Annotated in this window: 13 protein-coding genes; 6 read left to right on the top strand and 7 right to left on the bottom strand. The window is 65.3% G+C overall.

Going from position 1 to position 15,183, the window contains the following annotated elements:
* Nucleotides 1-57 precede the first annotated feature (57 nt).
* From FIU89_RS01730 to FIU89_RS01705, 6 genes are all read left to right on the top strand, one after another.
* Nucleotides 58-414 (top strand): helix-turn-helix transcriptional regulator, encoded by a 357-nt coding sequence (locus tag FIU89_RS01730; RefSeq protein ID WP_152491013.1) that lies wholly within the window; start codon nt 58-60, stop codon nt 412-414.
* Nucleotides 407-1,435 (top strand): permease, encoded by a 1,029-nt coding sequence (locus tag FIU89_RS01725; RefSeq protein WP_152491012.1) that lies wholly within the window; start codon nt 407-409, stop codon nt 1,433-1,435. Before FIU89_RS01730 ends, FIU89_RS01725 begins: the two co-directional genes overlap by 8 nt.
* Nucleotides 1,436-1,641: 206 nt before the next feature.
* On the top strand, nt 1,642-2,301 hold the full coding sequence (locus FIU89_RS01720; protein ID WP_152491011.1) for an ABC transporter ATP-binding protein: 660 nt from the start codon (nt 1,642-1,644) through the stop codon (nt 2,299-2,301).
* Complete coding sequence (locus FIU89_RS01715; RefSeq protein WP_152491010.1) at nt 2,279-3,919, top strand: capsule biosynthesis protein; 1,641 nt, start codon at nt 2,279-2,281, stop codon at nt 3,917-3,919. The genes FIU89_RS01720 and FIU89_RS01715 overlap by 23 nt, the downstream gene beginning before the upstream one ends.
* 3 nt (nt 3,920-3,922) lie before the next feature.
* On the top strand, nt 3,923-4,765 hold the full coding sequence (gene kdsA, locus FIU89_RS01710) for a 3-deoxy-8-phosphooctulonate synthase (RefSeq protein ID WP_152491009.1): 843 nt from the start codon (nt 3,923-3,925) through the stop codon (nt 4,763-4,765).
* 10 nt (nt 4,766-4,775) lie between these two features.
* Nucleotides 4,776-6,272 (top strand): phosphomannomutase/phosphoglucomutase, encoded by a 1,497-nt coding sequence (locus FIU89_RS01705; RefSeq protein WP_152491008.1) that lies wholly within the window; start codon nt 4,776-4,778, stop codon nt 6,270-6,272.
* 152 nt (nt 6,273-6,424) lie between these two features.
* Here the strand turns inward: FIU89_RS01705 and FIU89_RS01700 are convergent, their stop codons facing one another.
* The 7 genes from FIU89_RS01700 to FIU89_RS01670 are packed head-to-tail and all read right to left on the bottom strand — an operon-like array spanning nt 6,425 to nt 15,174.
* Nucleotides 6,425-8,875: an FAD-dependent oxidoreductase gene (locus FIU89_RS01700; RefSeq protein ID WP_152491007.1), complete on the bottom strand. Its 2,451-nt coding sequence runs from the start codon at nt 8,873-8,875 to the stop codon at nt 6,425-6,427.
* Complete coding sequence (locus tag FIU89_RS01695; protein WP_152491006.1) at nt 8,868-9,542, bottom strand: hypothetical protein; 675 nt, start codon at nt 9,540-9,542, stop codon at nt 8,868-8,870. Before FIU89_RS01695 ends, FIU89_RS01700 begins: the two co-directional genes overlap by 8 nt.
* A gap of 13 nt (nt 9,543-9,555) precedes the next feature.
* Nucleotides 9,556-10,455 (bottom strand): homocysteine S-methyltransferase family protein, encoded by a 900-nt coding sequence (locus FIU89_RS01690; protein ID WP_152491005.1) that lies wholly within the window; start codon nt 10,453-10,455, stop codon nt 9,556-9,558.
* A 22-nt stretch (nt 10,456-10,477) separates the two neighbouring features.
* Nucleotides 10,478-11,548, bottom strand: a complete 1,071-nt coding sequence (locus tag FIU89_RS01685; RefSeq protein ID WP_152491004.1) for an alcohol dehydrogenase family protein — start codon at nt 11,546-11,548, stop codon at nt 10,478-10,480.
* On the bottom strand, nt 11,545-12,171 hold the full coding sequence (locus FIU89_RS01680) for a LysE family translocator (protein ID WP_152491003.1): 627 nt from the start codon (nt 12,169-12,171) through the stop codon (nt 11,545-11,547). The genes FIU89_RS01685 and FIU89_RS01680 overlap by 4 nt, the downstream gene beginning before the upstream one ends.
* A complete protein-coding gene (locus tag FIU89_RS01675; protein ID WP_152491002.1) occupies nt 12,168-12,725 on the bottom strand; it encodes a hypothetical protein in 558 nt (185 codons plus the stop codon). Before FIU89_RS01675 ends, FIU89_RS01680 begins: the two co-directional genes overlap by 4 nt.
* Nucleotides 12,726-12,729: 4 nt before the next feature.
* On the bottom strand, nt 12,730-15,174 hold the full coding sequence (locus tag FIU89_RS01670; protein ID WP_152491001.1) for an FAD-dependent oxidoreductase: 2,445 nt from the start codon (nt 15,172-15,174) through the stop codon (nt 12,730-12,732).
* Nucleotides 15,175-15,183 lie beyond the last annotated feature (9 nt).

The following is a 15,183-nucleotide window of genomic DNA, read 5'->3' as shown; positions in this document are numbered from 1 at the left end:
TCGATATTTCTAGAAATATGGCTTGCAACAAACCTTCATTTCTATAATCCTAGAAATATGAAACAGAAGCCGATTCCCGACCTCGACCTTGCCCTCGCGGCCTCCACCTTTGCGGCACTTGGCTCCGAACAGCGCCTCGCCGTGCTGCGCACCCTCGTGCGCGCCGGCCCCGAGGGCTTGCGAATCGGCGAGTTGGGCGAGCGTGCGGGTGTCACCGGATCCACTCTGACCCATCACATGAAAATCCTGTCACAGGCCGGGCTCGTCCGGCAGGAAAAACAGGGCCGCAGCATCCTCTGCGCCGCCGTCGCCTATGACGAACTGCACGCGCTGGCCGATTTCCTTTTGCGCGAATGCTGCGCCGACAGGGACCACTGCGCCCACGAGGACACCAAGGACCACGATCATGGCTGACATCACCGCCCCCACCCTGCGCCGCAGATGGGCCAGCCTCGACAAGGCCTGGCTGGCGGTCGCGCTGATCCTCGCCGCCGTCGCGGTGCTCGACCCGCCGCAGGCCTGGCCCACCGTCACCTTCACCGCCGGCGCGCTCCTGCACACCGCCCCCTTCATCGTCTTCGCCGTCCTCGCCGTGGCTTATATGAAGGCCACCGGGGCCGAGACCCTGCTGGCCAAGGCGTTCGAGGGCCGCCAGGTCCGCATGATTTTCCTCGCGGCCCTCCTGGGCGGCCTCTCGCCCTTCTGCTCGTGCGAGGTCATTCCCTTCATCGCCGCCATGCTGGCGCTCGGCGCGCCGCTTGGGGCCGTGATGGCCTTCTGGCTGGCCTCGCCGCTGATGGACCCGGCCATGTTCCTCATTACCTCCGGCACCATCGGCTGGGATTTCGCTGTGGCCAAGGCCGCCGCGGCGGTGGGCCTCGGCCTCATGGGCGGATTCGCCACCATGGCGCTGTCCCGCTCGCCCCTCTTTGCCGATCCCCTGCGCGAAAACCGCCAAACCGGCGGCTGCTGCGGCGCCAAGAAACCGTTCGAGGGCAAGCCTGTCTGGCGCTTCTGGTCCGACGCCGACCGCACCGCCACCTTCCGCGAGAACGTCATCGACAACGGGATCTTCCTGCTGAAATGGCTGACGCTCGCCTACGTGATCGAGGCGGTGATGCTGAAATACATCCCCGCAGACGCCATCGCCACTGTCCTGGGTGGCGACGGCATCGGCACGATCCTTCTCGGCGCTCTGGTGGGCGCGCCCGCCTACCTCAACGGCTATGCCGCCGTGCCGCTGGTCGACGCCCTGCTGGCCCAGGGCATGAGCCAGGGCGCCGCCATGAGCTTCGTCATCGCCGGCGGCGTCAGCTGCATCCCCGCCGCCATCGCGGTGTGGGCGCTGGTCAAGCCACGTATCTTCTTCGCCTATTTCGGCTTCGGCCTCACCGGCGCCGTGCTCGCCGGCATTGCGTGGCACGCCGTCGCCTGACCCTGCAAACCCCTCCATCTCAACCACGCGGCGCGAGAACTTCCCCGCTTTCGCGCCGCTTCCTCGTTTTTTCTCATCTCGAGCACAAAATTGCCCCGATTTGTTGTCACATCGTGGACAATTCCGACATAATGTGCGGGATCAAGACCAATACGGTCTTAAGAAAACCTCGCTAAACGAGGGCAAGAGCAGCGACGGAGCCCCTGATGCTCGAGTTCGACAATGTCAGCAAGTCCTTCTGGACGGGCACGCAGCGCAAGGTGATCCTTGACCGCGTCTCGTTCCGGGTGAAGCTTGGCCGTTCGCTCGGCATCCTCGCGCCCAACGGCACGGGCAAGACCACGCTGATCAAGATGATGGCGGGCCTGGAAAAACCCGACGAGGGCGAGATTCGCCGCGGTTGCCGCATTTCGTTTCCGCTGGGTTTCATGGGCGGTGTCATCAGCCGCGTTTCGGCCCGCGAAAACGCGCGCTACATCGCCACGCTCTACGGGCTCGATCCCGATTACGTCGAGGCGTATTGCCGCTATGTCTGCAATCTGGGCGAATATTTCGACCAGCCGCTCGGCACCTACTCGACGGGCATGAGATCGCGCTTCACCTTTTCGTTGATGCTCGCGCTGGATTTCGACATGTACCTCATCGACGAGGGCATGCCCAGTTCCACCGACGTCGAATTCAACCGGCGCGCGGGCGACATCCTTCGGGAACGACTGCGCACGACCACAGTGGTGATCGTATCGCACCAGCCCGCCACGCTCGAGAAATTCGCGCAGGAGGCCGCCGTCCTGATGGACGGCAAACTGCATATGTTCGACACCTTGGAAGAGGCAAAACAGCTCTATGACTACGAAACCCAAGGCTAGAAAGTTCCGCATCCGCCGCACGTCCGGCGGCAGCGCCCATGCCGCCGCCCCCGGCCCGGAGACCCCCGCCGAGGAGGTCCCGCAGACGCCGGACACCACGCCGCAGCAGCCCCCCGCAGACCGCGCCGACGCGCCCCGCCTGCACGAGGGCGAGGTGACATCCGCCCGAGAGGTTTCGGTGTCTCAGAACATCGATGACATCCGCAAGGAGGGCCTGACCGGGCGGCAACTGCGCATGGCGCGGCGCATGGCCCAGAAACACGGCCTCGCGCCGACATCCGACTTCGACGCGGTCCGCCTGCTGCGGGCCCGTGGCATCGACCCGTTCCAGGGCTCCAATATCGTCCAGCTTGTGTCGGCGGGGGAAAACACCCAGCCGGCCCAGACCGGCGACGAGCGCATCCAACTGCCCCAGACCGTGCCGGTAGGGCAGGTGGCCCTGCCCTCAACCGAGCTCAGTCCGGCCGACCGGCGCGCCCAGGAAATCCAGAAGATCCAGCGCGACATCGCCTCGCGCCGCCGCAAGAAGATGCTGCTGCTCATCTCGCGGCTGGCGGCCTTCGTCATGCTGCCCACGCTGATCGCGGGGTATTATTTCTACAACATTGCCACGCCGATGTACTCGACCAAGTCGGAATTCCTGATCATCACCGCCGACGGCTCGGGCGGTGGCAAGGGGGGCCTCGGCGGCCTTCTGCCCTCGCAATTCGCCACCGGGCAGGATTCCATCGCGGTCCAGTCCTACCTTGAATCCAAGGATGCCATGCTGCGCCTGAACGAGGATGTCGGCTTCAAGGCCATGTTCAGCAGCGACGAGATCGACCCGATCCAGCGGCTCGATCCCGACGCCACCAACGAAGAGGCCTACAAGGTCTATCAGAAATACGTAAAGCTGGGCTATGACCCGACCGAGGGCGTGATCCGGCTGGAGGTCGCCACCGCCGACCCCGAAACCAGCCGCGAGTTCTCTGAAAAGCTGATCGAATATGCCGAGGAAAATGTCGACTCGCTCAGCCAGGAAAAACGTTTCGACGCCGTGAAAACCGCCGAGGCCGCTCTTGAAGAGGCCAAGGAAGAACGCCGCGCGGCCCAGCGCCGGCTCGTCGAGTTGCAGGAAGGCTCGATCCTCGACCCCGAGGGCGAAATCGCCAATATCCGTCAGCTGATCGGCAATGTGGAATTGCAGCTCCAGGAAAAGCAGCTGGCGCTCAACACCCAGCTTGCCAACGCCCGGCCCAACACCGCCCGGGTCGAGGCGCTGCGCTCCGAGGTGCAGGTCCTGTCGCGCGAACTCGCCAAGCAGAACGCCCGCCTGACCGAGGCGACCGAGGAACGCACCTCGCTCGCCAGCCAGGCCGCCGAGATCCAGATGGCGCAGGCCGACCTCGCCACCGCCGACCTCGTGCTGCAATCCGCGCTGGAAACCAAGCGCCAGTCCGAGATCGAGGCGAACAAGCAGGTGCGCTACCTCACGGTCGCGGTCAAACCCGTCGCTTCGCAGGATCCCTCCTATCCGCGCAAGTTCGAGAACACTTTGCTTGCGTTCCTGATCTTCGGCGGTATCTACCTGCTCTTGTCGCTCACCGCGTCGGTCCTCAAGGAACAGGTTTCGTCGTAAGACATGAAAACAGTTGAAATCGCAGACCTGCGCGTCGGAAACGACGCGCCGCTCACCGTCATCGCCGGCCCCTGCCAGTTGGAAAGTGCCGATCACGCCCAGATGATCGCGGGCCAGATGAAAGAGGCCTGCGCCGCCGCAGGCGCCCAATACGTCTTCAAGGCGTCCTTCGACAAGGCCAACCGCACGTCCCTGTCAGGTAAGCGCGGCCTCGGCATCGACGACGGCCTCAAGGCGCTCCAATCCGTCAAGGATGCGCTCGGCGTTCCGGTCCTGACCGACATCCACCTGCCCGACCAATGCGCCCCCGTGGCCGAGGTGGTGGATATCCTGCAAATCCCCGCCTTCCTCTGCCGCCAGACCGATCTTCTACTCGCCGCCGGCGCGACCGGCGCCGCGATCAACGTCAAGAAGGGTCAGTTCCTCGCCCCCTGGGACATGCCCAACGTCATCTCCAAGGTGGAGAGCACCGGCAACACCCGCATCCTGCTGACCGAACGCGGCACATCCTTCGGCTACAACACCCTCGTAGCCGACATGCGGTCTCTGCCCCAGATGGCTGCCACCGGCTATCCGGTCGTGATGGACGCCACCCATTGCGTGCAACAGCCCGGCGGCAAGGGCGGCAGTTCCGGCGGCCAGCGCGAGTTCGCCCCCGTCATGGCCCGCGCTGCCGTTTCTCTGGGCATCGCCGCCGTCTTCATCGAGACCCACGAGGCGCCCGACACCGCACCCTCCGATGGCCCAAACATGATCCCGCTGGACCAGATGCCCGCCCTCTTGCAGAGCCTCATGCAATTCGACAAGCTCGCCAAGGAACACCCCTGCCGCATTGATCCAAACTAAAGGTATTTCCGTGACCAAGCCTGCCGCCACCGTGACCCAGAACACCTGGGAATTCCTCCGCGACCCGATGATCACGCCCACGGGGTTCCGCGAATACGACGCCCGCTGGAAATACCCCGACGAGATCAATCTGCCCGGAATAACCGCCCTCGGTCTCGGCCTCGGCACCCAGATGCGCCGTCGCGGCATCGATCCGGTGATCGCGGTCGGCAACGACTACCGCGACTATTCGCTCTCGATCAAGAACGCGCTCATCGTCGGCCTGATGCAGGCCGGTATCCACGTCAAGGATATCGGCCCGGCGCTCTCGCCCATGGCCTATTTCTCTCAGTTCCACCTCGACGTGCCTGCCGTCGCCATGGTCACCGCCTCGCATAACCCGAACGGCTGGACCGGGGTCAAGATGGGCTTCGACCGCCCCCTCACCCACGGCCCCGACGAGATGGGAGAGCTGCGCGACATCGTCCTGAATGGCGAAGGCGAGCCTCATTCCGGCGGCGGCTACGAATTCGTCAATGGCGTGCGCGAGGCCTATCTCGAGGACCTCGTCGGCGACTTCCGCATGTCCCGCAAATTGCGCGTCGTCTGCGCCACCGGCAACGGCACCGCCTCGGCCTTCGCGCCCGAGATGTTCGAGCGTCTCGGCGTCGAGGTCGTCCCCTCGCACAACAGGCTCGACTACACCTTCCCCAACTACAATCCCAACCCCGAAGCCATGGAAATGCTGCACGACATGGCCGCCTCGGTGAAAGAGTCGGGCGCCGACTTCGCCCTCGGCTTCGACGGCGACGGCGACCGCTGCGGCGTGGTCGACGACGAGGGTGAAGAGATCTTCGCCGACAAGATGGGCGTCATCATGGCCCGCGACCTCAGCAAGCTGCACCCCAATGCCACCTTCGTGGCCGACGTCAAATCCACCGGGCTTTTCGCCGCCGACCCCGAGTTGCAGAAGAACGGCGTGAAAGCCGACTACTGGAAAACCGGCCACAGCCACATGAAACGGCGGGTCAAGGAACTGGGCGCACTCGCCGGGTTCGAAAAATCCGGTCACTACTTCCTGGCCGAACCCGTGGGCCGCGGCTACGACTGCGGCATGAGGGTGGCTGTGGAAATCTGCAAGCTGATGGACCGCAACCCCGACATGTCCATGTCCGACCTGCGCCGTGCTCTGCCCACCACGTGGTCGACCCCCACCATGTCCCCCCACTGCGCCGACACCGAGAAATACGACGTGCTCGAGCGCCTGGTGCAAAAACTCGTCGCCAAGTTTGATGCCGGCGAAACCTTCGCCGGGCAGCCCATCAAGGAAGTCGTCACCGTCAACGGCGCGCGGGTCATTCTCGAAAACGGCAGCTGGGGGCTGGTGCGCGCATCGTCCAACACCCCCAACCTCGTCGTGGTCTGCGAAAGCGCCACGTCCGACGAGGAAATGCGCGCCATCTTCGCCGAGATCGACACCGTCATCCGCACCGAACCGTCGGTCGGCGAGTACGATCAGACAATCTAGGCGGACTGGCGGCGCCACGCTGTCTTCGTTGATCGGGGACCAGCCCCAAAACTCAGGTTGAATTGGGGGCCAGCCCCCAACCCCCGGAGTTTTTCCGGAACAGTGAAAGCCGCCCGCCTCTCATCCGTTTTGGAATACCCCCGCCGCAGGCATCAAACCTTCACGCGCTCCGAATTCGGGTCGTACATCGGACGCAAAGACGCCTCCGCCTTCACCCGCGTGCCCGCCACGTCGATCTCGTAGCTCGAGGCCAGCACTTGCTCGGCGCTTTCCCCGGCGCAAGGCACATAACCCATGCCGATCGCCCCACCCAGGTGATGACCATACGCCCCCGAACTGAGGTAGCCCACGATCTCCCCGTCCCGCAGCACGGGCTCGTTATGATAGACCATCGGCTCGGGGTCGGTCAGCCGGAACTGCAGCAGCCGCTTGGTCAGCCCCGCCTCCTTCTTGCGCAGCACCGCGTCGCGCCCGATGAAATCCGGTTTCGAGGTCTTCACCGCAAAGCCCAGCCCCGCCTCCAGCACGTGATCCTCGCAGGTGATGTCATGCCCGAAATGCCGGAACCCCTTCTCGATCCGGCACGAATCCATCATGTGCATCCCGCAAAGCTTCAGCCCATGCGCTTGCCCCGCGTCGTATAGCGTCTCGAACGCATGCCCCGCCATGTCGGCACCGATGTAAATCTCCCAGCCCAACTCTCCGACGTAGCTGACCCGGTGAACCCGGGCGAGCCCCATGCCCAGCTCGATCTCCTGCGCCGTGCCGAACGGGTTGGCCGCGTTGGAGAAATCATTCGGGCTGACCGCCTGCATCAATTTGCGGGCATCCGGCCCCATCACCGCCAGCACGCCTTCGCCTGCCGTCACATCGGTGATCACGACGTTGAGATCACCCCGGTGCCGCGCCATCCAGGTCTGGTCCGCCAGCCGCGTCGCGGCGGGCGTCACCACCAGATACGCCGTCTCGCTCAGACGCGTCACCGTCACGTCCGCCTCGATCCCGCCGCGGTCGTTCAGGAACTGGGCGTAGACGATCTTTCCATTCGGCACCGAATAGTCGCCGCCACCCACATGGTTCAGAAACGCCTCCGCATCCGGCCCCTCGACCCGGATCTTGCCGAAGCTCGACATGTCGTACATCCCCACGCCGGTACGGATCGCGCGATGCTCGGCCGCGGCGTTCTCGAACCAGTTCTGCCGCCCCCAGCCATAGCGATACTCCCGCTCCTGACCGTCCGTCGCAAACCAGTTCGCCCGCTCCCAGCCGGCAATCTCTCCCATCACCGCGCCGCGTTCCAGCAGGTGATGATGAAACGGCGACCGCCGCACGCCCCGCGCCGTGCGCTTTTGCAGGAAGGGAAAGTGATCGGCGTAGAGCAGCCCCAGCGTCTCCTTCGACCGTTGATACAGATAATGCCGGTTCCCCTGGAACGGCTGCATCCGGGCAATGTCCACGTCGCCCAGATCGAACGGCTTCTCGCCGCTGTCCATCCACTGGCTCAGCGCGTGCCCCGCGCCGCCCGCGCTTTGGATCCCGATCGAGTTGAACCCGGCAGCCACCCACACATTGTCCATCTCGGGCGCAAGGCCCAGATGATAGGCGTCATCCGGAGTGAAACTCTCCGGCCCGTTGAAGAACGTGTGAATTCCAGCCTCGGCCAGCATCGGCATCCGGTGAACCGCCGCCTCAAGAATCGGCTCGAAATGGTCGAAATCCTCGGGCAACTGGTCGAACTCGAAACTGTCGGGAATGCCGTTCATCCCCCAAGGCTTGGCGTTCGGCTCGAATGCCCCCAGCAGGATCTTGCCCGCATCTTCCTTGTAATAGGCACATTCATCCGGCACCCGCAGCACCGGCAGTTGCCCCAGCCCGTCGATGCCCTCGGTGACGATATAGAAATGCTCGCAGGCATGAAGCGGCACGTTCACGCCCGCCATGCGCCCCACGGCGTGGCCCCACATGCCCGCGCAGTTCACGATCGTGTCGCAGGCGATATGGCCGGTCTCGCCGCCCGCGTCGGCGGCCCAGTCCACGCCCGTCACCCGACGGCCATCCCGCGCGATGCCGGTGACCTTCACCCGCTCCTTCACCAGCGCCCCGTTCTGCCGCGCCCCCTTGGCCAGCGCCAGCGCGATATTCGCCGGGTCGGCCTGCCCGTCAGTCGGCAACCAGACACCCCCGGTCACGCCATCAAGGTTGATATGCCCGTATCTCTGCTTGATCTCGTCCGGCGACAGTTCATCAACCGGCACGCCAAAGGCCCGCGCCATGGCCGCCTGCCGGTTCAGTTCCTCGCGCCGCTCGGGCGTCAGCGCGACCGAAATCGACCCGCCCTGCCGCAGGCCCGTCGCCACGCCGGTCTCGTCCTCCAGCCCGCGATACAGCTCCGCCGAATAGCGTGCCAGCTTCGTCATGTTGGCACTGGCCCGCAACTGCCCGATCAGCCCTGCCGCGTGCCACGTCGTCCCGCTGGTCAGTTGCTTGCGCTCCAGCAGCACCACGTCCTGCCAGCCCAGCTTGGCCAGGTGATAAGCCACGGAACATCCCACCACGCCGCCGCCGATAATCACCACGCGGGCGTGCTTCGGAAGGTCACTCATCGCCAGTCTCCTTGAACGCGGCATAAAGGTTCTGCCACTGGTTGGTCATCGGCCCCACCGTGCGCCATTCGACGTGCAAGCCATCACGCTCGAAATGCCGCTCGAGCCAGTGCTCGACCGCCCTTGGCCGCGACATCGAATAGTTGCTTGCCCCGACCTCGAACAGCGGCAGATCGGCGTCGATCTCGCACGCGCGCCCGAACTCGTCCTTCGCCTGCACCTGCACCCGGTACCGATCCGGCGGCACATGGCTCAGCGACAGCTTCAGCACATCGGTCGACCCGTAAGACCCTTCCTGAATGGCCGCCGGCGCCTCCGGCACATCGGGCGTCCTGTCCCAATCGAAATCGACCGTCACACCGTCCAGCGCACCCCGGTCCCGGCTGGCCAGATCGGCCTCGCGAATCGTCAGCCATTCCGTCGTCAGCGCGGGCGCCAGCAGATAGGCCATATCCGCATCGCCGCTCTCGTGCGGGATCTCCTGCGGGCGCGCCGCGATCATGATGTTCAGCTGAACGCCCTCGGTCTCCTGCTCGTTCTCAAAACTCTTCCACAGGATGAACTTCGCATGGCTCACGTCGAAATCCAGCCGCCCGAACTCTTTGCTTTCATAGCGGAATCGCCCACTTGCCGGGACCATGCCGGGGGGAAGCGTGCCGTCACTCATCTCGTCACCTCCTTCATACGATCTCGTGCCCCGCCGCCTGAAGGCTGCGGGCAATCTCCGCGATATGCGCCGGCCCGATCTCGCAGCAGCCGCCGACGATGGTGGCCCCCTGCCCGACCCAGCCCATGACATATTCGGCATAATCCAGCGGCCCCATGTCCTTGCGCTGCTCCAGCGCGTCGACGGTGGGCGCATCGCCCAGGAATCCTTCGCTGATTTCCGCGAACCCGTTGCCATAGGCGCCGAACGGCACGCCGAACCCCTTGATCACCTCCAGTGCCGCCCCAATCACCTCGGGGCGCGAACAGTTCACCAGTACCGCGTCGGGCGCATGCCTGGCCACGGTCTCCGCCAGGTCCGCCACCGGCTCGCCCGAGCGCAGGCGCGTGCCGTCATGATCATCAACGCTCACCGCCAGCCACACCGGCAGGCCCTGCCCCGTCACGGCCCTCAGCGCGCCCTCGGCCTGGTCCACCGACGACATCGTCTCCAGCAGGAACAGGTCCACGTGGTCCTTCATCAAACCGACCGGCTCGGCATACATCTTCGCGGCCTCGGCAGGGGGCGGGCAGGTCTCGGGCTTGTAGGACTGCACCAGCGGCCCGATGGCGCCCGCCACCCGGCCCTTGCCACCGCTTGCCGCCCGGGCCCGGCGCGCGGCCCGCACCGCCGTATCGGTCAATTGCCCGACCTTGTCCTCCAACCCGATCCGCACCAGTCGGTCGCGCAGCACCGCGTAGGTGTTGGTCGTGGCCACCGTTGCGCCGACGTTGAAATAGTCCAGGTGCACCTCGCCCACCAGCTTGGGATGGTCGATCATCACCTGTGTCGACCACAGCGGCGTCGCCCGGTCACCGGACCGTTTCACCAGCTCCTGCCCGATCGAGCCGTCCAACAGCGTAACTTGTGCCAAGTCTTTCCTCCCGCGCCCTTGTTCAGATGTCGATGCCATCCGGGATCAGCACCAGCTTCCCGGCATGTCGCTTCGACATGAACTCTTCCTGCGCACTGTCAATCTCTCGCATGGGAAACGTCTTGGCGATCAGCGGTTTCACGGCCCCGTGCCGCACCATCCCGACCAGGCGGGCAAAGACCGCGCGCGACTGGAAGGTACAGCCGTGGATCGTGATGTCCCGCAGATAGATGCGCCGCAGATCCGCCTCCACCACCGGCCCCGCGATGGCCCCCGCCACCGTGTAATGCCCCCCCGGCCGCAGCGCGTCGATCAGCGCGCCCCAGCCCGGCCCGGCCACCAAGTCGATCACCGCGTGAAACGTATCGGCAGTCGGCACGTCATCCCGCCCGATCACCGCCACAGCCCCCGCATCGCTCACACAATCGGCCTTGGGTGCCGAGGACACCCCCGTGACCTTCGCCCCCAGCGCCGTGGCCAGTTGCACCGCCGCCAACCCTACGCCACCGGATGCTCCGGTGATCAGCACGCTTTGCCCCTCACTCACACCGGCCCGGTCCAGCAGCCCCGCCGCCGTGCCGAAGGCACACGGGATCGCCGCCAGTTCTACGTCGCTCAACGGCGCATCAGTGACGTCGAATAGATCTCCCTCCGGCACCACGCAATACTGCGCGAACGCGCCGTCATATTCCGAGCCCAACGCCTCGAACCCCACCGGGTTGTCGTCGGTCGGGCGCGGCTGGTTGATCGGGCAGATCACCCGCATCCCCTCTGCCACCGCGCGCACGCCCGCGCCCAGCGCCACGACCTCGCCGCACAGGTCCCCGCCCTGGATCCGCGGAAAGTCCAGCGCCCCGGACCAGCCGCCCGCCTCGACTCCATCCTGCAATTCTCCGGTCGCCCCTGTCACATCCGCCGAATACCAGCCCTCGCGCGTGTTGATGTCGGTGTTGTTCACCCCCGCCGCCAGCACCCGCACCAACACCTTGCCCGGCCCGGGCCGTGGCACGGGAATATCCTCGCGCCATTCCAGCTTGTCCGGCCCGCCATGGCCGGTCAGGTACACGCCCGACATGGTCTCCGGCAGGCTCATCGCGCCGCCCCCTTGTCCAGATCCTTCAGCCCCAACAGCACCGCCGCGCCCACCATCAGCGCCCCGCTGACCCGGTTGATCCACACCCCCGTCAGCGCCTTGACGCGCCCCAAGGTCCGCGTCGCGGCCCACCCCCACAAGAGCAGCACCAGACCGTCCACCACCAGGTAGGTCACGCCCAGCACCAAAAGTTGCGGCAGGATCGGCGCGCTCGCGTCGATGAACTGCGGAAACAGCGCCCCGAAGAACACCACCGCATAGGGATTGGCCGACGAGGTGACAAAGCCCTGCCGGAACAGCCGCCCCTTGGCCGCAGACCCCGGGGCCTCGGCCCCGCCTCGCGTAAACATCAGCCGCAGCCCGATCCAGACCAGGTACGCGACCCCCGCCCATTTCACGACCCACAGCGCATCGGCATTGGCCGCGATCACCGCCGTCAAGCCGAAGGCGGCCAGCGTCATCTGCACTGCGTTGGCACTGAGGTCGCCCGCCACCGTCGCCAGCGACCGCCGCAACCCGTGCCGCAGGCTGTTGGAAATAATCAGCAACTGACTGGTATCCGGCGGCGTCAGGAAAAACGCCGCCAGCACGCCAAGATAGATCAGGTAGGTCTCGATACTCATGGGGCTGTCCCTTCCGGCTGCGCAATCACGCCGCCCGCCCGCATCTCTTTCACGCTCACCTTCACGCCATCCGGGAACAACGCGCGTGCCAAATCCGCGCCCGGCTCCATCCCGGCCTCCGCTGTCACCGACAGCAGGTGCAGCGGCAAGTCCACGCGAAACACGTGCCCGCTCTCACTCTGCCCTTCGGCCTCGACCGCATAATCGCCCGTCGCATCACATCGCAGAGCGAAACCAAGACGAGCAAGGCTTTCGTGATCCCAGTAATAGAAGAACCCCTGGTCAAACTCAGGCACGCCGTCATAGACAACGGTGCGCCCGCGCAACCCCGTGCGGTCGTCCGGCACGACGTGGTCGCTGACCACAAGGTTCAGCCCGACCGGCGCGTCCCATCCCGGCGCGGCCCGGTCATCAGTCGTCAGGCCCGGCCGCGTGCCAAGCAGGTTCACATCCAGCAAAAGACCTTTCTGCCGCTTCAAGGCAAGCCGCAATTCCGCCCTGTGCACCTCCATCGCGATGGGCGGCTTGTCCTTGAATGTCACTTGAAACGTCATCGGCTCAGGCCCGCAGCCGCGCGTTCTCGGGGTCCCAAAGCGGCTGATCCGGCTGCACGACCGCGCGGCGCCGCTCGCCATAGATCTCCACTTCCAGTTCCGTGCCCGCCGCCGCCACGTCCGTCCGCAACATCGCCAGCGCCACGCTCGCATTCACCCGGTAGCCCCACGCGCCGCTCGTGGTCTCGCCCACGATCTCGTCGCCGCTCCAGATCGTCGACATATAGGGCGCATCCGCCTCGCCCGCGTCGATGATCAGCGGCGCAAAGGCTTTCTTGCGTCCCTGCTGTTTCTCCGCCAGCAGCGCCGCCTTGCCGGTGAAGTCCTGGTCCTTGTCGAACTTCACGAACCGCTCCAGCCCGGCTTCCAACATCGAGTAATCTGTGCTCAGGTCGCCCTTCCAAGCCCGGTACCCTTTCTCGACCCGCAAGCTGTTCAGCGCATACATCCCGAAGGGCTTCGCGCCCGCCTCCAGTATCGCCTCGTAGATCCCAGGCATCTCGGGATTGTCGGCATGAACCTCCCAGCCCAGCTCGCCGGTGAAACTCACCCGGATCAGGAACGCGGGCCGCCCCGCCACCGTGCAGTGCTGATGGCTCAGCCACCCGGCCTCCAGATCCGCATCGCTGATCCCCGCCAGCACCTCGCGGCTCTTCGGCCCTGCCACGAGCAGTGCCGACCGCTCGGTCGTCGTCTCGGTCACGGTCACACCTTCCGGCACGCTGTTCCGAATGAGCTCCCCATCATGCCATTGCGCCGTGGCCGCAGTGATCAGAACGAAATCGTTCTCCGCCAGCCGGATACAGGAAAACTCCGTCACGATCCGCCCTTGGGTATTGGCGACGTAAACCAGGTTCATCCGCCCCACCTTGGGCAGCCCGCCGGTCACGAAGCCGCGCAGCCACTCATCGGCCCCCGCGCCCTGCACCCTGAACCGCGAAAAGCCCGGCAGGTCCAGCACGCCACAGGCATCGCGCACCGCTTCGCATTCCTCGCGGATGCGCTGATCCCACGGGCCCTTGCGGTTCCACGTATGCGTGCTCCCCTCCGACGTGTCGTCATCCGGCTGCGCGAACCAGTTGGCCCGCTCCCAGCCGTTATAGGCCCCCATCACGCCGCCCAGTTCCAGCACCTTGCCGTGATTGGGCGACAGCTTCTTGTCGCGCCCCGCGGGCCATTCGTGCCACGGAAAATGCATGGCGTATTCGTTGCCGTAGACCTCCATCCCCTTGGCGACGCAATAGTCGTGATCGGTGTAGTCGGTATAGCGGCGTGGGTCGACCGACCACATGTCCCACTCGGGCGCGCCGTCCACGATCCACTCGGCCAGCACCTTGCCAGCCCCGCCCCCCTGCGCGATCCCGAAGGTAAAGACACAGGCCTCGAACGCATTCTTCACCCCCGGCATCGGCCCCAGCAGGGGCAGGCCGTCGGGCGCATAGGGGATGGGCCCGTTGATGATCCGGCTGATCCCCGCCGTACCCGCCACCGGCACCCGCTCCATCGAATCCGCCACGATATCCTCGATTCGCTCAAGATCGTCCGACCACAGTTGAAAGCTGAAATCCTCGGGCATCGGGTCCGAGGGCTCTACCCAATGCGCGCGGCAATTGGGCTCGTAGGGGCCGATGTTGAACCCGTGCTTCTCCTGCCGGAAGTAATAGGACACGTCCACGTCGCGCAGCAGCGGCAGCTTGCGGCCCGTCTCCTTGCTGTAGGCCTCGACCTCGGGGATCTCGTCGGTCAGCACGTATTGATGGCTCATCACCATCATCGGCACGGTCCGCCCGCCATAGGGCTTGAACCACTCGCCCACCGTCTGAGCATAATACCCGGCCGCGTTCACCACGAAATCACAAGCGATATCGCCCTTGTCCGTATGCATGATCCAGCTGTCGCCATCCTGCGTCACGCCCGTCGCCGGACAGAACCGCGCGATCGTCGCCCCCATGTCCCGCGCGCCCTTGGCCAGCGCCTGCGTCACCTGCGCCGGGTCGATATCGCCGTCGTTCGGGTCATAGAGCGCGCCCACGATGTCATGCGTCTCGATGAACGGATACCGCGCCTTGATCTCGTCGGGGGTCAGGATTTCCAGCTCCATCCCCTGATGCCTGCCCATGCCGCGGGCGCGCTCGAACTCCTGCATCCGCTCCTTGGAATGCGCCAGCCGGATCGACCCGGTCTGGTGATAGTTCATCGGATAGTCCACCTCGCCCCCCAGCCGGGCATAAAGCTCGGTGGAATACCGCTGCATGTTCATAATCCCCCAGCTGGTCGAGAAGGTCGGCACGTTCCCCGCCGCGTGCCACGTGCTGCCGGCGGTCAGCTCGTTCTTCTCCAGTAGAACGCAGTCGCTCCACCCTTTCCTGGCCAGGTGATACAGCACCGAGCATCCCACGACGCCCCCGCCGATGATGACCACTTTCGCGTTTTTCGGCAGATCAGCCATTTCCATCTC

It is taken from the genome of Roseovarius sp. THAF27, assembly GCF_009363655.1.
Taxonomy (GTDB): domain Bacteria; phylum Pseudomonadota; class Alphaproteobacteria; order Rhodobacterales; family Rhodobacteraceae; genus Roseovarius.
Note: the sequence above shows the minus strand (reverse complement) of the source record. Positions and strands in the feature narration are given on the sequence as shown.